This window comes from Leuconostoc fallax KCTC 3537 (genome assembly GCF_000165675.1).
GTDB classification, from domain to species: domain Bacteria; phylum Bacillota; class Bacilli; order Lactobacillales; family Lactobacillaceae; genus Leuconostoc_B; species Leuconostoc_B fallax.
This window is the reverse complement of the sequence record NZ_AEIZ01000002.1, coordinates 31,786-50,764: the sequence shown is the minus strand read 5'-3', so window position 1 is coordinate 50,764 and position 18,979 is coordinate 31,786. Positions and strand designations below refer to the sequence as shown.

Genomic DNA, 18,979 nt, shown 5'->3' with positions numbered 1-18,979 from the left:
GATGATGGGTGTGATAATTCAAGTTGTGTATAAAGCGTTGATTTTGACGTATTCGTAAGTTAAATCACAACCCCAAGCTTTTCCGATTGCATTGCCGCTATGCAAATCAATATCAATTGTGATTTCATCTTGTTCCAATTCTTGTGCTAACATCTGTTCATCATAGCTTACAGGTTGGCTAGCTAAGAGAACAGCAATGTTATTGATTTTGATATCAATATTTTGGGGGTTGATGATGACTGATGTTGCGCCGATGGCAGCGATGATACGTCCCCAGTTAGGATCCTTACCAAAAATCGCTGCTTTTACCAATGAGGAGCCGACAACTTTTTTAGCAATCATACGTGCATCATTCATTTCTTTAGCCCCATTGGTATGAACGCTAATGAGTTTAGTTGCGCCTTCGCCGTCTTTGGCCATATGAATCGCAAGATATTCGGTCACATAATGTAGCATTTGAGTAAATTGCGCATATGCTACTGTGTCTGCTAATATTTCTGGATTATTTGCTTGACCGTTTGCCATCACTAATACAGTATCATTGGTTGAAGTATCACCATCTATCGTGATTTGGTTAAAACTGGTCTCAACATCATCGGATAAGCTCTTTTGTAGTAGATCACTATTGATATTGGCATCGGTGGTAATGAAAGCGAGCATTGTAGCCATATTCGGATGAAGCATACCGGAACCTTTAGCAACCCCACTCATTGTGATGGTTGTACCTGAAATTTCCGCTGAAATCGTGACATGTTTTTCTAACGTATCGGTTGTCATAATTGCTTGAGCAAATGCGGGCGCATTGCCAGTAGCTTTTAATTGATGAATACCATGTGTGACTTTCTCAATTGGTAATACTTGGCCAATGATACCAGTTGAGGCTACTGCAACTAAATCTGTTGGTAGATTAAGAACATCGGCAGTGACTTGTTGCATTTCTTTTGCGTGTTGTAAGCCAATTGGTCCGGTTACGGCGTTAGCATTACCTGAATTGACAATAATGGCCTGTAATTGGCCTGATTGAATCGTATATTTGGTTAATTGCACCGGTGCGGCCTGAATTTGATTGGTGGTAAATACACCGGCAACACTGGCCGGTACATCAGAAATAATCCAACCAAGATCTTTTGACTTATGTTTTAAGCCAACATGTTGGCCATCTGCGTGAAAACCAAGTGGTGTGGCAATGTGCCCGTCTTCTATAATATTAATATTTAGGTCTGTCATCATATTATGTCCTTTAAGATTAGGCATAGGCTGCAATTAAGGATAGACCAGTTGTGTCTGGCAACCCAGCTAACAGATTTAAATTCTGAATGGCTTGTCCAGCAGCGCCTTTAATCATGTTGTCAATAACACTTACAATGGTAAGGTATCGTGTTTGGGGGTTGTAACTTAAACCGATATCAGTGAAGTTAGTGCCAACGACTGATTTGATATTGGGTAATTCATTCAATGCTTGAACACGAATGAAGGATTTATTGGCGTATGTTGTGGTATAAAGTTTGTGAATGGCTTCTGGCGTTATATCTTGGGTTAACTTAACATATGCGCTAATAAAAATACCGCGATTAATAGGTAGTAAAGAGGTCGTAAACTGTATCGTTTTGATACTGTTTTGCCACTTGTGGAGCTGTTGTACGATTTCAGGAATATGTTGATGTTCGTTTGGCTTATACATACTGAAATTCTCGTTGACGTTAATGAAATGGCTTGCAGTGCTGAGTGATTTACCGGCACCAGAAAGGCCACTTTTGGCATCTATAATCATATTGTCTGGGTCTAATAGGTCATGTTGTGCCAGTGGTGCCAGAGCGAGTAGGGTAGCTGTAGCATAGCAACCGGGATTAGCAATGTAGGTTGCATTGATCCCATCATCAGTTGGAAAATCAGCCAATCCATATTCAGCCTGCTGAAGTAATGTGGGATCGGCAGGTTGCTTATGATACCAGTGTTGATAGTCTGATGCGGTTAATCTAAAATCACCGGATAAATCAATCACTGGAAATTTTGCTTCAATAAATGGTTGCGCTAAGTCCTTGCTCACACCACTTGATGTGGCGAAGAATACGGCATCATTATTTTGCATAATTAAACGGCTATCAAATGAAGATAATGTTAAATTATACATACCTTTTAAATGGGGGAATACGCTGTCAATTGTGGGATTGTCTGCGCTAGTATTATAAACGGCTGTCACATTGAATTGTGGGTGTTGATGTAATAAACGGAGTAGTTCTAGACCACCATAGCCTGTTGCACCAACGATTGCTATTTTTTGAATATGTTGCATAAGGCTATCTCCTGTTCTTTTGATCATGATATATTGTGTCGCTATCTGATTTCTATAGACTAAATATTAATCTTTAGTGCATAAAATTGCAATTAATATACATTTTAGAGATGAATATATATAAAAAAACGTATAAAAAAGCATTTAACATTGTAATCAATGTTAAATGCTTTTAGGTATTAATGACTACGCGCTGGTAATTCTAGTGTTGCGCTTGCCAATATATGTGCCGCGCTTTGGGTACGTAAATCATTTAAGAAGAAACCATTTTGCAGAGGCAAGTTGGTATCTAGCGCACAAACTCGCAGTGTATAAAGGTGCGTTTTATCTGGTGGCATGGGCCCAATGTATGCTTGATTAATTTCGGGATTTTCTGGGGCCTGATTCATTTTAACATCATGCCAAGTGGAATTTGTACCATAAATAACATTTTTGAGCTGATGCGCTTTTAAATGCTCAGGAATGTTAGTAACGGGTAAGTTAGCGGCTAACCAATGAATCCAAGGAAAACCACCAACAGGCACAGCATCATAATCAATGAGGCTGACAGATAAGCTCTGGGCATTTTTCGGTATATCAGTGATTATCACGGGAAAGTTGACTGTCGGCATACCATCATATCGATAGTTATCAGGTGCAAATTTTGCGTATTGATCTGGAATAAAACCATTATGATCGAGCGTCACTTTTAATTTCATGTGTTTTCCTCCTCTAAACGATGAATGAGCTGACGCTTTTCTTGCGCCAAGAATGTCCGACTATCAATAGACATTTGCTGATTAAATTGTCGTAAGGCAGTGAAGCGTTTGACGACCAGATTAACTTTATTATCTATTGTTTGCACGTTTTGGGTCTCTTGATAGACTTGTTGGACAAAACGTGAAATAAAAGCTTTTTGATTTTCTACAGTATTTGCATTGTCATCGATAAAGAAAATCGTCGGATTTGCTGTTGTTTGCCATGAACTATCGTCGAACGTCATTGTTGCGGTGTGATTTTTATTTTTTTAGATTTGAACCAATTGCTAAATATAGACATCAGAAATACCTCTCTCTTTATTTTACCGAACAAACGTTTTATTTGGTACAATAAAAACAACATTTAGGATTGGGGAAAATTATGTCAGCACATAAAACAGTATTCAACGATAAGCAGCGTATTTTACGGCTATATTCTGCAATGATTAGTAACCGAGAATTATCGATTGAAGAAATTGAGGATATGTTTTTCATTGGTAGAAAAACCGTGCAACGTGATATTTCAGAGTTGCGGACTTTTTTGCATGATTTACAGGTGGGGGAACCAATTAAATCAGAAATTATTTTCGATCGTCATTCAAAAAAGTATCGTCTGACTGAAGTAGATAATTTGTTTAATGTCTTTGATAAAATTAACGGTCTTGATGAAGAATAAAAAAGCTACTGCTCATATCACGAAGCAGTAGCTTTTTTATTCATTTGTTAATTGATCAAAATCATCAACCATATCTTTTGGCCCAACAACAGATACGATATCGTTAGGTTGTACGCGATATTTTCCTTCTGGTGCGACAACGATTTCACCCTCGTGACGGACAGCGATAACGTTAAGACCAAAGCGCTTTCGAATATTAAGATCACTGATTGTGCGGCCAGTAAAAGTGGGGTTAACAATTTGGACTTCAGCCATCGAATAGTCATCAGATAACTCAATGAAGTTGAGCATATTTGGTGCTAATAACTTACGGGCAATGCGTTCTCCCATTTCACGTTCTGGCTGTACCACAGTATCAGCACCAATTTTAGTGAGTACACGTAGATGCGTACGATTTTCAGCTTTTGCAATAACGTGCTTAGCGCCAAGATCTTTAGCATTAATCGTGGCTAAGATACTCGCTTGCATATTATGACCAATGGCAATGATAACATGATCAAAGCTTGCAATATCTAGTTTACGTAACACGTCTTCTTCTTGCGCATCTGCAATAATGACTTGTGTTGCGATATCACGATAATCATTGACGTTTTCTTCGTTGATATCAATTCCCAAGACATCTTGACCGTTAGCGATAAGTGTTTGTAGTAAAGCACCACCAAAACGTCCCAAACCAATAATGGCATATGTTTTCTTCATAGCTGCTACTCCTTATAGTAAGTTTAACCAATAATGACAGATTCTTCAGGATAACGATACTGTGCAGCCTCTTCATGAACATTCAGAATGGAGAACATAACAGTATAAATACCGACTCGACCAATGAACATCGCTAGCATAATAATGAGCTGACCGAACGTTGACAAATGGGGCGTGAGACCAAGTGACAAGCCAGCTGTTGCAAAAGCGCTGACAACTTCAAAAATAATATATTCTAAACCATATGTCTCTGATTTACCTTCACTTATCAGTAGTAAGAAAGACAATGTAGCTAAGAAAACTAATGATACAAAGACTAATAGCAATGCACGCACAATATTTTCATGTGGGAGACGACGGTGGGCAAAAGTAACATCCTTTTTACCACGTAAAGCGGCATTAGTTTGTAGAATCAAAACACCTAGGGTAGTTGTTTTGATCCCACCGGCAGTTGAGCCGGGTGTCCCACCAATGTACATTAATATAATAGTAAGTAAGATGGTAGCGGGCGCCATTTGGTCGAAACTAAATTCGGTAAAACCAGCGGTACGATAAGAAATTGACATGAATAAGGTATCAAAGGCGCTTTTTACTGGTGATAATTCATGAGCAAAAGCCAAGTTGGATTCAGTGATTTCAAATAATATAAAACCACCAAAAAATCAAACTACCGGTCATGAGTAAGGCAAGCTTGGAATGTAATGTTAAGCGTCTAGTGCGATAGTACCAGAGTAAGTCACGCCAAACTAAGAAGCCAAGTGAACCGGCTACGATTAATAAAGCAAGAATGAATAAAACAATAGGTTGGTTAATATAATCGCTTGTACCATTGGGTAAAATAGAAAATCCTGAGTTTCCAAAGGCTGAAATAGCATGAAAAACGGCAAAGAAAAGACCGCGTTGCCAACCGAAATCATGAATCATAAATGGTGCTAATAAAGCAGCACCGACAATTTGGATAATGACTGATAATTTAATGACATAACCAAAAACAGATTGCGTATCGTACAATGTTTGTAGGTTATAAACTTCCTGTACCATTAATTTACTTCTTAAATCCATGCGCCGTTTTGTCGCTGTGAAGAGCAGTACTGAAAAGGACATGAAACCAAGGGCACCAATTTCAACTAGCATAATAATGACGCATTGCCCAAAAACTGTCCAATGTGTTGCGGTGTCCACGACGGTTAACCCTGTCACAGAAGCAGCACTCGTGGCAGTGAACAGCGCGTTCATAAAGTGGTGAGGATTATCAGTATGATAACTAATGGGTAAGAGTAGTAGCAATGTACCAACAGTGATAACACTCAAAAAACCTAAAGTTAATCTTTGTGGCATTGAGATACTCGACCAAAAGGATAGCCTCTGGAGATGATGCAGTTTATTCATTTCTTTTTGTGTGGGTAAATCAATTTTTCTAGACATATGTATTGTTATGATCTACTTTCTGAAAATAAAATATTCAGTGACATGATGTGGCTTTATTGCGATGGCATAAGAATTCTCTAACGATTTAAACTTGAGGTTTTTTGGCGGGGTGCCTCTTGTGAGGCTTTTTAATTAGAGACAGGTTGAAAAGACATACAGCATTTGCAGTGAATTGTTACTATGTCAACTTTTTACCGTGCGAAGTGCTTTGTTTCTGTTGCTAACTTTCATGATGATATCCAAAAGTCATGCTCTAATAAGTATGATATAACAAAATTTGGATGAGTCCAACATACTACCATAAATTGTGTTAGAAATCATTAAAAATTAACCATCATTTAATTAGCGACATGGAGTTTATAAAATAGATATTATGATAATGCATCATAAGGGGGGATAAATGATGAAAAAGAATATTTTTTGCCACTTAAGTGAGGCCGACATGGCAAAAATTAGTGGTGGGGGATCAGAAGATATTGCTAATAATATCAAACAAATCCGTTTGAAATTGGGATACAAGAGAGTGGATGTGGCGGAACAATTAAATATCAGCGTATCAACGATAGCAAAGTATGAAACTGGGTCAAGAATACCTGATATTGATACTATCATTCAATTATCCGAAGTATTGCATACTAATGTAAATAATTTAATTTTTAAATGAAATGATATTGAACGAGAAAGTTAGTTGTATGGACAAAACGTCCCAATTTTTATGGATATGATTTTATATAATATGAATATATTACGAAAGGGGGATAACTGTTTATGGAAAAGTTATCAGAACAGGAATTAGCAAAAGCTTCGGGGGGATGTCCACTATTGCCAATTGTAGTGACAGTTGCTGCTAGTGGCGCACATTTTGTTGCAAAAGATGGATGGAACCATTTGGATCAAATTCGGTCAGGATGGAGAAAATCAGGTAATAGCAAGTGGTAAAAAATATGTGTATAGCGGATTAAGCATTATGCTTGGTGTTTTTCTAGCACGTATTGGGTTAAACTTTGTCTCAGAAGAAAGTTTTTTCTACGGATGGTACGATGCAGTGCAGTCTGCTACTGTAATATTTTTGTTCTACATTTTGTATTTTTATTTAAGGAGAAGTAAAAAATGGATTTCAAAACACAACCGAATGTACTGAGCTTGGAAAAGTTAATGATGATTAGTGGAGGCTCAACGGATGGTTCTTGGGAGGATTTTGGTGCAGGGTTGCATAAAACAGTGAATACAGTTATTTATGCTGGAACAACTGTGGCAAGAGCTCATACTAGAAGTCATCAACGATGCTTTACTGGAAACAAGTGGTAATTTTATCTCAATGAAAAACTACATAAGCTTGGTTTTTAGAGAAATATCATAACATATGGAAGTTTACTTTAATATTTAACAATTTGAATGTTTTTGACACCATAAAAGACCGTGCCAATGGAAACTATTATGTTATATATCCCTGGGGCTCTTGTCATCTATTTAATTTTTTAGATTTATCCAAAATGTGTGCATAGCTAAATTAGTGGACAAGATATGCTCCCTGTTATCTAAAATGAGACCGCAGTAATAACTGAACTAATTATTGAAAGGGTAATCAATGATATTTAATCGTGCAATAACTGTCATATCAAAAAAGGCAGGACAACTTATTGAATTAGTTTTATTGACAATATTAATTGATATTATTTTAGGCGTGCCGCCGTTCTTTGCATTTATAGATATGTTTAACGTGTGGTTCGTGTTATTATCGATTATACTTGGGGGCGTTATTTCATATTTGGGCTATCGTTACTTAGCCGCAAAGACGAATGCTATTTTTGAGAGAATTAATCTGAAAAAATAGGATTTGTTATTATGATGCTATGCCTAACAATGTTTCTGATGGATTTGATAATACCGGCTATATTTGGACAAAATCAAGATAGTAGTTCAAATCAAAAAATGATTGAAACCATGCTTCATCAAGGTGGAATCATTGCATTATTATTTAAATTGAATGTTGTTATTATTGCACCAATAATTGAAGAAATTGCTTTTCGTGGTATTATATTTGAAGAGGCTCGGCCTCTAGGGAAAGTTGTACAGCTTGTTTGGCCAACATTTGTTTTTGCAGCAGTCCACTGGCCATCCACACCGGAACAATGGACTGTTTATTTAACCGCTAGTACACTGTTGATGATTGTTCGCCTAGTGACCAAAAAGTTACAATATTCAGTAATGTTTCATATGATACATAATTTACTGGCCATATTTAGCTTGTAGAATAAAGAAAAGTAATGAGGATAGGTGGGGACACCTCAATTTGCTCTAATCAATAGGTAAAATGATTGCAACATACGTGTTTAGAGAACATGGTATAATATTATTTAAGGGAAATTCCGCGTACAGTATTTGTCCGCGGAATTTTTACAATTTATACTATATAGAAAGAATCAGAGAGCATATGACCGAATTAACACCAGTCATTGAGATGCAACATATTACCAAAAAATTCGGTAGTTTTGCGGCCAATGATGATATCAATTTGAAAGTCCAACAAGGTGAAATTCACGCGTTACTTGGTGAAAACGGTGCTGGTAAATCGACATTAATGAATATTCTAACGGGGTTACTACAACCTACTAGCGGTAATATTCTTATTAACGGTCAACCCGTAACAGTGGATTCACCAACTAAAGCGAACCAATTAGGTATTGGTATGGTTCACCAGCATTTTATGCTTGTGGATGCCTTTACTGTGACTGAAAATATCGTTTTGGGTTCCGAAATTACGCGTGGCTTGAGTCTTGACACTAAGACAGCGGTTAAAAGAATTCAAGCTTTATCTGATCAATATGGATTAGCCGTTGACCCGACAGCAAAAATAGCGGATATATCTGTTGGACAACAACAACGTGTTGAGATTCTGAAGACACTATATCGTGGTGCAGATATTCTGATTTTTGATGAGCCGACAGCTGTGTTGACACCACAAGAAATCGAAGAATTGATTACGATTATGCATAATTTAGCCAAAGAAGGGAAATCAATTATCTTGATTACCCACAAGTTGGATGAAATCAAGGCTGCGGCTGATACAGTGACAGTCATTAGAGCGGGAAAGTCGATTGATGCTTTCCCTGTCGCTGGGGTTTCTTCTCAACAGTTGGCTGATTTAATGGTTGGTCGTGAAGTTAGTTTTAAGACGGAAAAGCAATCTGCTCAACCCAAAGAGACGGTATTAAAACTGGACAATTTAACAGTTAAGGATGCACGCGGTGTGGCAGCAGTTAAGGATTTATCCTTAGAAGTTAAATCAGGCGAAATTGTTGGTATTGCTGGTATAGATGGTAACGGACAAACTGAATTAGTTCAAGCGATAACGGGCCTAACGCCAGTTCAAAGTGGGCAAGTCATGCTTAATCAAAAGGATATGACGAATAAGAGTCCTCGAAAGATAATCGAGAGTGGTGTCGGGCATATACCGGAAGATCGTTTGCGTTTTGGCATGCAAACGCATATGACGTTGGTCGAAAATATGATGCTACAGACGTATTATCAGGCGCCTATTTCTCATTATGGTGTGATCAATCCGGAAGCTGAAGACAAGATGGCTAATCGCCTGTCACAAAAATTTGATGTGCGTGCTTCAGGTATTCACATTGTGGCCGGATCAATGTCTGGCGGTAATCAGCAAAAGGCAGTTATTGCGCGTGAATTAGATCGTGATAATGATTTGATTATTGCAGCACAGCCGACACGCGGATTGGATGTTGGTGCCATTGAATATATTCATCAATGCTTGATTGATCAACGCGATGCTGGCAAGGCAGTGTTGGTGGTCAGCTTTGAATTAGATGAGATTCTTAATTTGTCTGACCGAATTGCTGTTATTAATAACGGAAAGATTGTTGGTATTGTTGACGCACAATCAACGAATAAACAAGAATTAGGCCTTTTGATGACGGGGATGAATTTGGATGAAGTTAAGGCTACTTTAAATGAACCAACAGAGGTAAACACACTATGAACTCAACTATGAAACAAACATCATTCTCTGTTGCTGCTTTTTCCGTTATATTTGGTTTACTTGTTGGTGCATTGATTATGCTGGTTTTTGGTTACAATCCAATATCTGGCTATATTGCCCTAATGAGTTCGGCTGTCGGATCAATGCAAAACATTGGTGGTGTTCTCACACAAATGACACCTCTCATCTTGACAGCTCTTGGCTTTACAGTAGCAAGTTCTGCTGGATTCTTTAACATCGGGTTATCTGGTCAAGCACTTGCTGGTTGGGTTGGCGCAGTATGGTATGCATTGAGCTTTCCCAACTTACCTGCTTACGTTATGATTCCTAGTGCCTTGATTTTGGGAACAGTCTTGGGTGGGATTGCTGGTGCTATTCCAGGTTGGTTACGTGCGCAGTTTGGCGCGAGCGAAGTGATTGTAACGATCATGATGAACTATATCTTGTTATATACAGGAAATAATATTTTGCAAAATGTCATGGCACATGGCATTAAAGAATCAGCACAAACGACCAAACAGATTGGTGCCAATGCTACGTTACAGATGCCATGGCTAACGCAATTAACACAAGGTTCTAGCGTATCTGCTGGTATTGTCTTAGCGCTGGTTATGATTGTTGTCATATGGTTCGTTATGAAAAAGACAACATTAGGATTTGAAATCAGGGCGGTAGGCTTGAATCCCGATTCAGCAAGATATGCTGGTATGCCATCTAAGCGTACAGCTGTTGTTGCTATGGCAATATCAGGTGGTTTAGCTGGTTTGGCTGGTACGATTGAAGGATTAGGTAACTATCAATATTTCTTTACACAAAACAGTTCGCCCTCAATTGGTTTTGATGGTATGGCCGTGGCGTTGTTGGGAAATGGTTCGTATCTGGGTGTTTTAGCAGCCGCGATTTTGTTCTCAGTACTCAAAATCGGTGGATTGGGTATGCCAATGAGTACAGGTGTTCCTTTTGAATTAGTGGATATTGTAATTGCTTCGATTATTTTCTTCGTTGGTGCTAATTATTTGATACGAATCATTCAAAAGCGGATTCATGAAATGGATGCCAAGGCTGAAGTGACGGCTGAGCATAAAAAGCAGCAAAAGAGCGGGGGACAATAAGATGTCATTGATGAGTATTTTAACATTAGTTATTTCAAGTACTTTGGTTTACTCCGCACCACTTATTTTTACCTCTATTGGTGGTACCTTTTCTGAACGTGGTGGTGTTGTTAACGTTGGGTTAGAGGGTATCATGGGTATTGGTGCTTTTGCTGCAGTTGTCTTTAATCTAACTTTTGCAGATCAGTTTGGCGCCTTGACACCTTGGCTAGGCTTGCTAGCTGGTGCGATTATCGGTTTGTTATTCTCACTTTTGCATGCAGTGGCAACAGTCACACTACGAGCCGATCATATTATTTCTGGTACGGTGATTAATCTGATGGCACCAGCATTAGGTGTTTTCCTGATCAAAGTGATTTATGGCAAAGGTCAGACTGAACCCATTTCGCGTGATTTTGGTTATACTAGTTTGCCATTATTAAAAGATATTCCGGTTATTGGTGATTTGTTTTTTGCCAAAACATCAGGGCCTGCTTGGTTAGCGATTATTATTGCAGTCTTATCATGGTATCTTATTTTTAAAACAAAGTTTGGTTTGCGTTTGCGTTCGGTGGGTGAAAATCCACAAGCAGCAGACACATTGGGCTTAAATGTTGCACGTTTGCGTTATGCAGGCGTTATGTTGTCCGGTATTCTAGGCGGTATTGGTGGTGCTGTTGTGGCACAATCTATTTCATTGAATTACAGTGCTGGGACAATTGTTGGGCAAGGATTCGTTGCTATGGCAGCCATGATCTTTGGCCGTTGGAATCCTTTGGGCGCTATGGCGGCATCGCTTTTCTTTGGCTTGTCACAGTCACTGGCTGTGGTTGGTGCTCAATTACCAGTGATTCAAAATATTCCCTCAATTTACTTGCAAATTGCACCTTACGTCTTAACAATTGTGGTACTGGTCTTCTTCTTTGGTAAGACACGTGCACCGAAAGCAGACGGCGTGAATTATATTAAAGCAACATAAAAAAGTAGCCCAGCTGGGCTACTTTTTTTATATGAGATGTTGTGTTTTTTGTTGAATCGCTTTGGCACTAGCTAAAAGTTTTTCTTTCTCATCATCGTGTAATGGCAGGTTAAATTCAGCGACAATGCCTTCGCGACCAATAACGGCTGGAGACGAAATGTAGCTACCTAATTCTATATTAAAATGAGAAACAATACTCTCTCGATGGGCATCTGATAGAATGAGTTCTAGGAGAGAAACAGCAGCGTGAGCAATTGCAAAGTTTGTGTAGCCTTTCCCAGAAAAAACAGTGAAACCGCCAATACGAGCTGCTTGTTCAATTTGCGTGAGATTGAGATCGTAATGCTGAGCGAGTGTGTCAATGTTTTCACCGAGAACATTGACGGTTGACCAAGCAGCAAACTGAGAATCGCCATGTTCGCCTAACACGTATCCATTAATACTACGTGGATCTAGATGTAGAATATCAGCTAAACTGCGCTTTAATCTAGCCGTATCGAGATAGGTACCAGTACCGATGACTTGATTATGTGGTAATCCTGTGGCTTTTTGATAGATACCGGTAATCACATCAACAGGGTTTGAGATAACTAAGAGTACACCATGAAAACCAACATGTTGAAGATCAGCGCCAACTTGTCGTGCTTCAGGGGCATTAGCTCTGAGCTCTTCAAAACGATCACCACCTTCGGTGATGAGATCGATATGACCCAAAGCGCTAATCACGACTTCTGCATCTGCTAGATCATTATAGTTACCCGCATGAATGAATATATGCTTATCTAGTAGACTTGCACTATCGCGTAAATCTAACTCCTCACTGGCTAATTTAGCAGTATTATGGTCAATTAAGACCAATTCATCTGCTAATCCTTGTGACACAATAATATGGGCAACAGTCACACCGACGTGGCCAATACCAACGATACCAACTTTTCTCATAACTTATGACCTCATTTAATCTTCTTTATCTTTATATTATAATAATAACATTAAATTACTATTAGAATAGGCACATTTGACATCTTGGGTCTAAATTACTAGAATTTTATTACGTCAGTATGGTGATGACAGCCAAATAATTGTGATATTAATATGGTATTTTAATAAAATATTTGGTTTTTACGCAAAAATATGATTTCTGCGGTATGATAAGCCGTGTGAAGTTTTCATCATTCAACATTATATACTTATATGAAAGAAGGCATACTCATGCGAAAGAAAAAAGGGTTGTCCGTTAGATCAGTTGTCGCAACGGGTATTGGCGCAGCTTTATTCTTTGTGCTAATGAAATATTTAGCGATTCCAACCGGTATTTCGAATACAAATATTAATGTAGCGGAAGGTTTGCTTGCTTTAATGGCTGGTTTATTTGGCCCGGTTGTTGGTTTTTTGATTGGCTTTATTGGTCATGCGCTAAATGACGCCGTTACTTATGGTTCACCTTGGTGGTCATGGGTGTTTGCGGATGCTGTTTTTGGTCTATTGATTGGTTTAAGTAGAAGGTTTTTAGCATTAGAATATGGTCAATTAGGTGCTAAAAAACTGATTCAATTCAATATTTGGCAGATTATTGCTAATGCGATTGCTTGGTTAGTTGTAGCGCCAATCGGTGATATTTTACTTTATAAAGAGCCGGCTGCTAAAGTCTTTTTGCAAGGAATTGTGACAACAGTTGCTAACTCATTATCTGTCGCTATTATCGGCTCACTATTTTTGGTAGCTTATGTAAAATCACGACCACGTAAGAGTTCATTGCGTTCAGAATAAGGTAATAAAGAGCATCATAATGATTGCTCGTACATAGAGGTTGAATAATGGTAGAACCAGTTATTGATTGTCAGCATGTTACATTTAAATATATGGCGCAAGCTAAACCCACATTACATGATATCAACTTGAAAATTTATCCGGGCGAAAAAATTCTTATCGCTGGTGCTTCTGGATCAGGGAAAACAACGTTATTGCGTCTATTTAATGGTATTATTCCACAGGCTTATCCAGGAGATATCACTGGACAATTAACAGTTAACGGGCAAAATATATTAACGCAATCGATTTTTGATTTATCATTACAAACCGGAACGGTATTACAAGATACTGATGCACAGTTTGTTGGCTTGACAGTGGCTGAAGATATTGCTTTTGCTATGGAGAATGATCGTCAAGAAGTGATGACAATCAAAAAAAGGTGAAACACTGGGCGCAGAAGGTCAATTTAACACAACGATTGCATCTTAGCCCGCAGGCATTGTCAGGTGGTCAAAAACAACGGACAGCTTTGGCAGGGGTATTGGTTGATAATAGTCGTTTACTATTATTAGATGAACCGTTAGCCAGTTTAGATCCGGCAGCTGGTGAAGCAACGATGGCAATGGTCAGCCAAATACACGCTGAAAATAACATGACAGTTATCATTATTGAGCACCGTATTGAAGAGGTGTTGCGTTCTGGAATTGATCGTATCGTTTTGATGAAACAAGGTCGAATTGTAGCAGATGATACACCTGAAAATATTTTGAAAGCCAATATTTTATCAGAATGTGGTTTGGATGAACCGTTATATTTACAGTTAATGCGACATACACCAGCACCGGTTATGCAATTAAACCATATCGAGGATGTGAACAAAATAGCTGTTGATCAGTATAAGGCGGATATTGAAGCGCTGGCAAAGCCGATTCGTCCTAATCATGCGGTAAAAGAACGACAGTTGGCCATAAAAAATTTATCGTTTGGATATGACCAAGAATTAATTTTCAATGACTTCAGTGCTAACATATGGCGTGGTGAAATTTTAGGTATTGTCGGTAAAAATGGTTCAGGTAAAACGACGCTATCACACTTATTAACAGGATTCTTGACACCGACAAGTGGCGATGTCATTTTGAATCAACATTCATTATTACATGATTCAATCAAGGAACGTGCCGAACATATTGGATATGTTTTGCAAAATCCAAACCATATGATTACAAAAGCTAGTGTTTTCGAAGAAGTAGCCAGTGGTTTAAAGTTACGCCATGTGGATGAAGTAGACATTCAACAACGGGTAACGGATATATTGAAAATGGTTGATTTGTATTCGATGCGCAATTGGCCCATTTCTGCATTGAGTTTTGGTCAAAAGAAACGACTAACGATTGCAGCTGTGTTGGTTCTGAAGCCGGAAATTTTGATATTAGATGAGCCAACTGCAGGGCAAGATGCGGTGCATACAAATCGTATTATTAGCTTTTTACAGAAGATTAATCAATCGCATGAAACAACAATTGTGATTATTACGCATGATATGCATCTGTTAGCTCATTTTGTACAACGAACGTTGGTTATTGTTGATGGGAAGCTCTTAGCAGACACTTCACCAGCTGCATTATTAGCTAATGAAACACTTGTTCAACAAGCCAATTTGAAAACAACGAGTATTTATGAATTAGCGAAGCGCTTGGGCATTGCGCATCCAGAAAATTTGAACACAATATTGGGGCAATAAAACTTATGGCAGTCAACTCATTATTTGGATATAAAGCACGCGATACATGGTTGAATCAGATAACTGGAACGGTTAAATTAGTGGGGTTTTTAGCACTAACCACGATGGGGATGATTTCATATGATACACGTTTTTTGCTGTTTTTAGTGCTACTATCCTTTTTTCTTATCCAAACAGCCCATATTAAGTATCATGAATATGCTTTGTTACTAAAATTAGCCATTGTTTTTGCTATTTTAAATTTAGTGATGATTACTGTTTTGGCACCACAATATGGTGTGGCATTATATGGTACTCGGCATGTTTTATTTGGTAGTGGTTATTTTACAATCACACAAGAACAGGTCTTTTATGAATTTAATTTATTTTTGAAATATTTATTTTCCTTGCCACTATCGATTGTTCTACTGTTCACCACTAATCCCAGTGAATTTGCAGCAGGACTCAATAAAATTGGGATTCCTTACAAAATTGCGTATGCTTTTGCCATCACACTACGCTACATTCCTGATGTTCAAAGTGATTATCAGACGATTAGTTTTGCTCAGCAAGCACGAGGATACGAAATTTCTAAAAAAGCAACACTTTGGCAACGTGCTAAAGGCGGGACGCAGATTATTCTTCCTTTAGTATTTTCTAGTTTAAATCGCATTGATACCATTAGCCAAGCAATGGAACTACGGCGATTTGGCCGTTATGGTCAGCGATCATGGTATCAAAGTCAAAAGATGGCTTTCAGAGATATTATGGTATTAGTTGGTGCCATCATTGTTGTCTTAATGGGTTTTGGACTACTATTTTTAAATAATGGTCGTTTATATAATCCGTTTAGATGATAGAATATAGCTATGGCAAAAAGAAGATATTCAACGAAAAAAAGTAAAAAAGTACAATTACCGAAATGGCTTAGCCTAGTTATTGGCTTAGCCATTTTAATTGGTGGCGGTTTTCAGACTTATCAGTCAACTTATAGTACAAATCGCGCGATTACACAAAATCAATCCAAACAGAAATTAGTACCTAAAAATGTTGGTAGTGTTGCTGATAATAAATTGGCACAAATGGATTATGCTGGCACGGCAATTATTCAGGTTAATGGTAGCAAGCCTGATTTTTCTAAGTCAGATTTATCAACGTCACACAGTGAGTGGGCAACATATACGAATTTAGACGCTTTAGGTCGTGTTGGTCAAGCCAATGCGATGCTCGGTGTGAGTTTACTACCAAAAGAACCTCGTGAGCGCTTGTATACACGCCCTACAGGCTGGTCTAGTGTCCGTTTGAATAACCAAAATGTTTATAATCGTTCTCACTTGATTGCCTTTTCATTGGCCGGAGAGCAAGATAATCCCAAAAATTTAATGACTGGTACCCGTCAATTAAACGACCCAGGAATGGCTTATTATGAAAGTCGTGTCTTACGTTATATTAGAGAAACATCGCATCATGTGAGGTATCAGGTAACACCAATATTTAGAAGTAACGAACTCGTTGCACGTGGTGTTCATATGCAAGCAGCGAGTGTTGAAGATAATGCGGTGAGCTTTAATATTTATATTTTTAATGTCGAACCAGGAACAAGTATTAACTACCAGACAGGTTATGTCACCATTAATTGATAAACAGGTCAGTGGGGAATACCTATGATGAAAAAGCCACACAACGTCGTATGAGGTTGTGTGGCTTTTTATTGTAAATTAAGGTGTGATTATTGATGTTGCTGGACCAAACGTCGGAGCGGCAAGGCAATGAGTGGCACTAATATGGTTGCAGCAATTGCTTCTGGTACGCCATTAGATGCCACAATACCTAGCAAAATAGGAAGAAGTTGATCAACGGATACCTTATAAATCGCTGACATACCGTTAGCATAGAAAACATAAGCTAATCCCAATACCATAATTGTGTTCAGTAGTGCAGTTAGAAATCCGGTAATACCTGCACTCACTACTGGTGATAGTCGTTGTGCAAGCTTGTTAAACACTAAGCCAGCAATGAGTCCCACGAGTAGACGTGGGACAAGTGCAATCACTGGATTCGTGAATATTAAAGCTGCAACAGGACTACTAGGTGCTGTTAAAGCGGTAATGAACGACGTTAATCCCCATGTCAGCCCAATCATTGTACCAATCTTAGGTCCCAAGACAATAGCACTGATTGCAACGGTAACGTGGATTAAGGTGATGCGTAGTACACCAATGTTGAGACCACCTAAAATAGGTATCATGTTTTGTAGCAAAACAATTGCAATAAATATACTGGATAGGGCAATTAATTTTGTTTTAGATGACATCTTTTTTCCTCTAATTTTAAATTATTTAAATCATATCATATGCATGAATACTTTTGTAAAATAGTCATATAATATGAAAAAGGTGACGTGATGATTTACGAAAATAAACAGATTATAGTCATAGTAACTGGCGGTATTGCGGCATATAAAGCAGCCTATTTTGTGCGTGAACTGGTTAAGCAAGGTGCAGTAGTTCGAGTGGTAATGACATCATCAGCACAACAGTTTATCACACCATTTACTTTTGAAGTTCTAACGCAACAATCGGTTATGACAGATATGTTTCATCCGATTAAGACGGGTAGTGTACAACATATTGAATGGGCACAATGGGCGGACTTGATTTTTGTCGTACCAGCAACGGCTAATTTGATTGCTAAAATGGCTCAGGGAATTGCTGATGATGCAGCATTGACCATTATACTGGCTAGCCAAGCACAAAAGGTGGTAGCACCTGCTATGAATGATCAGATGTGGGAAAACCCAGCTACTCAGCGTAATATTCAACAACTTCATCATGATAATATATTGGTTATTATGCCAACGACGGGATTTCTTGCCGAAGGGTATGAGGGCAAGGGGCGCTTACCAGAACCAGTTGATATTCTCGCACAGACTGAAATACGCTTGCTTGCTCAAAATGGCGCATTAAAAAATCAACGGGTATTAATTACAGCTGGTGGGACACGAGAAGCATTAGATCCCGTACGGTTTTTAACTAATCGCTCATCAGGTAAAATGGGTTATGCATTAGCACAGGCCGCTGCTGAAGCAGGTGCTAGCGTTCAGCTCATTACCACAATTAATCGTAATGTTGCTTACAGCGTAAAGACAATAATGGTTGAAAGTACGCAAGAGATGTATGACCAAGTCATGTCGCATGTCCCCGATAGTGATATTTTTATATCGGCTGCAGCCGTGGCTGATTATCGACCGGCACAAAAAGCAGATCAGAAAATTAAGAAAACAGATGACAATAACATGACGATTAATCTTGTTAAAAATCCAGATATTTTAGCTGAAGTTGGACGTCACAAACGCCAACAGTATGTGGTTGGTTTTGCTGCTGAAACACAAGATCTGCTAGCATATGCTGACGCTAAATTAAAAACTAAGGGTGCTGACATGTTAGTTGCGAATGATGTGAGTCGTTCAGATATCGGTTTTTCCAGTGATGATAATCAAGTTGTCGTGTTAACTGCAAGTCATGAACCACAATATCTACCCGTTCAAAGTAAATTGGATACAGCTAGAGCAATCATTCAATTGATTGCAAAAGAATATAATTAA

20 protein-coding genes and 2 pseudogenes are annotated in these 18,979 nt (G+C 38.4%); 14 read left to right on the top strand and 8 right to left on the bottom strand.

All coding sequences use genetic code 11. The features are described from left to right. Positions 1-18: 18 nt before the first annotated feature. From argJ to LEUFL_RS0100450, 4 genes are all read right to left on the bottom strand, one after another. Positions 19-1,227, bottom strand: a complete 1,209-nt coding sequence (argJ, locus tag LEUFL_RS0100465; protein WP_010006756.1) for a bifunctional glutamate N-acetyltransferase/amino-acid acetyltransferase ArgJ — start codon at positions 1,225-1,227, stop codon at positions 19-21. Positions 1,228-1,246: 19 nt separating this feature from the next. Then, entirely contained in the window at positions 1,247-2,293 is a 1,047-nt protein-coding gene (gene argC / locus LEUFL_RS0100460) for an N-acetyl-gamma-glutamyl-phosphate reductase (RefSeq protein WP_010006755.1), read from the bottom strand. A gap of 179 nt (positions 2,294-2,472) precedes the next feature. Further along, positions 2,473-2,991: a YbhB/YbcL family Raf kinase inhibitor-like protein gene (locus LEUFL_RS0100455; RefSeq protein ID WP_010006753.1), complete on the bottom strand. Its 519-nt coding sequence runs from the start codon at positions 2,989-2,991 to the stop codon at positions 2,473-2,475. Then, positions 2,988-3,275, bottom strand: a complete 288-nt coding sequence (locus LEUFL_RS0100450) for a hypothetical protein (protein WP_010006751.1) — start codon at positions 3,273-3,275, stop codon at positions 2,988-2,990. Before LEUFL_RS0100450 ends, LEUFL_RS0100455 begins: the two co-directional genes overlap by 4 nt. 137 nt (positions 3,276-3,412) lie before the next feature. Between LEUFL_RS0100450 and LEUFL_RS0100445 the strand changes: the two genes are divergently transcribed. Further along, positions 3,413-3,706, top strand: a complete 294-nt coding sequence (locus LEUFL_RS0100445; RefSeq protein ID WP_010006749.1) for a hypothetical protein — start codon at positions 3,413-3,415, stop codon at positions 3,704-3,706. Between the two features lie 36 nt (positions 3,707-3,742). On the opposite strand, the gene LEUFL_RS0100440 is transcribed toward LEUFL_RS0100445, so the two are convergent. After that, complete coding sequence (locus LEUFL_RS0100440; protein WP_010006748.1) at positions 3,743-4,405, bottom strand: potassium channel family protein; 663 nt, start codon at positions 4,403-4,405, stop codon at positions 3,743-3,745. 23 nt (positions 4,406-4,428) lie between these two features. Beyond that, positions 4,429-5,830 (bottom strand): annotated as a pseudogene (locus LEUFL_RS10735) (TrkH family potassium uptake protein). Positions 5,831-6,233: 403 nt separating this feature from the next. On the opposite strand from LEUFL_RS10735, the gene LEUFL_RS0100430 reads away from it, so the two are divergent. The 8 genes from LEUFL_RS0100430 (at position 6,234) to LEUFL_RS0100395 (ending at position 11,903) form a co-directional block, all read left to right on the top strand. Next, on the top strand, positions 6,234-6,497 hold the full coding sequence (locus LEUFL_RS0100430) for a helix-turn-helix domain-containing protein (RefSeq protein WP_029508570.1): 264 nt from the start codon (positions 6,234-6,236) through the stop codon (positions 6,495-6,497). A gap of 104 nt (positions 6,498-6,601) precedes the next feature. Further along, entirely contained in the window at positions 6,602-6,772 is a 171-nt protein-coding gene (locus LEUFL_RS12905; protein ID WP_010006746.1) for a hypothetical protein, read from the top strand. A 171-nt stretch (positions 6,773-6,943) separates the two neighbouring features. Then, positions 6,944-7,141, top strand: coding sequence for a hypothetical protein (locus LEUFL_RS0100420; protein ID WP_010006744.1), 198 nt, complete (start codon positions 6,944-6,946; stop codon positions 7,139-7,141). 280 nt (positions 7,142-7,421) lie between these two features. Further along, complete coding sequence (locus tag LEUFL_RS0100415) at positions 7,422-7,667, top strand: hypothetical protein (RefSeq protein WP_010006743.1); 246 nt, start codon at positions 7,422-7,424, stop codon at positions 7,665-7,667. An 11-nt stretch (positions 7,668-7,678) separates the two neighbouring features. Beyond that, positions 7,679-8,086, top strand: coding sequence for a CPBP family intramembrane glutamic endopeptidase (locus LEUFL_RS0100410; protein ID WP_237697861.1), 408 nt, complete (start codon positions 7,679-7,681; stop codon positions 8,084-8,086). 181 nt (positions 8,087-8,267) lie between these two features. Further along, positions 8,268-9,833 carry an ABC transporter ATP-binding protein gene (locus LEUFL_RS0100405; protein WP_010006740.1) on the top strand — a complete coding sequence of 522 codons (1,566 nt, stop codon included), beginning with the start codon at positions 8,268-8,270 and terminating at the stop codon, positions 9,831-9,833. Next, on the top strand, positions 9,830-10,945 hold the full coding sequence (locus LEUFL_RS0100400; RefSeq protein ID WP_010006739.1) for an ABC transporter permease: 1,116 nt from the start codon (positions 9,830-9,832) through the stop codon (positions 10,943-10,945). The genes LEUFL_RS0100405 and LEUFL_RS0100400 overlap by 4 nt, the downstream gene beginning before the upstream one ends. Position 10,946: 1 nt before the next feature. Further along, positions 10,947-11,903, top strand: a complete 957-nt coding sequence (locus LEUFL_RS0100395) for an ABC transporter permease (protein ID WP_010006738.1) — start codon at positions 10,947-10,949, stop codon at positions 11,901-11,903. A 27-nt stretch (positions 11,904-11,930) separates the two neighbouring features. Here LEUFL_RS0100395 and LEUFL_RS0100390 read toward each other — a convergent pair whose 3' ends face one another. Then, entirely contained in the window at positions 11,931-12,845 is a 915-nt protein-coding gene (locus tag LEUFL_RS0100390) for a lactate/malate family dehydrogenase (RefSeq protein WP_010006737.1), read from the bottom strand. Between the two features lie 270 nt (positions 12,846-13,115). On the opposite strand from LEUFL_RS0100390, the gene LEUFL_RS0100385 reads away from it, so the two are divergent. The 4 genes and pseudogenes from LEUFL_RS0100385 (at position 13,116) to LEUFL_RS0100370 (ending at position 17,015) form a co-directional block, all read left to right on the top strand. Beyond that, positions 13,116-13,673 carry an ECF-type riboflavin transporter substrate-binding protein gene (locus LEUFL_RS0100385; protein WP_010006736.1) on the top strand — a complete coding sequence of 186 codons (558 nt, stop codon included), beginning with the start codon at positions 13,116-13,118 and terminating at the stop codon, positions 13,671-13,673. 47 nt (positions 13,674-13,720) lie between these two features. Then, positions 13,721-15,396: pseudogene (locus LEUFL_RS10730) on the top strand (ABC transporter ATP-binding protein). 5 nt (positions 15,397-15,401) lie between these two features. Then, complete coding sequence (locus LEUFL_RS0100375; RefSeq protein WP_010006735.1) at positions 15,402-16,232, top strand: energy-coupling factor transporter transmembrane component T family protein; 831 nt, start codon at positions 15,402-15,404, stop codon at positions 16,230-16,232. A gap of 12 nt (positions 16,233-16,244) precedes the next feature. Next, complete coding sequence (locus LEUFL_RS0100370) at positions 16,245-17,015, top strand: DNA/RNA non-specific endonuclease (protein ID WP_010006734.1); 771 nt, start codon at positions 16,245-16,247, stop codon at positions 17,013-17,015. A gap of 89 nt (positions 17,016-17,104) precedes the next feature. Here the strand turns inward: LEUFL_RS0100370 and LEUFL_RS0100365 are convergent, their stop codons facing one another. Then, complete coding sequence (locus LEUFL_RS0100365; protein WP_010006732.1) at positions 17,105-17,689, bottom strand: ECF transporter S component; 585 nt, start codon at positions 17,687-17,689, stop codon at positions 17,105-17,107. Between the two features lie 90 nt (positions 17,690-17,779). On the opposite strand from LEUFL_RS0100365, the gene coaBC reads away from it, so the two are divergent. Beyond that, positions 17,780-18,979: a bifunctional phosphopantothenoylcysteine decarboxylase/phosphopantothenate--cysteine ligase CoaBC gene (gene coaBC / locus LEUFL_RS0100360; protein ID WP_010006731.1), complete on the top strand. Its 1,200-nt coding sequence runs from the start codon at positions 17,780-17,782 to the stop codon at positions 18,977-18,979.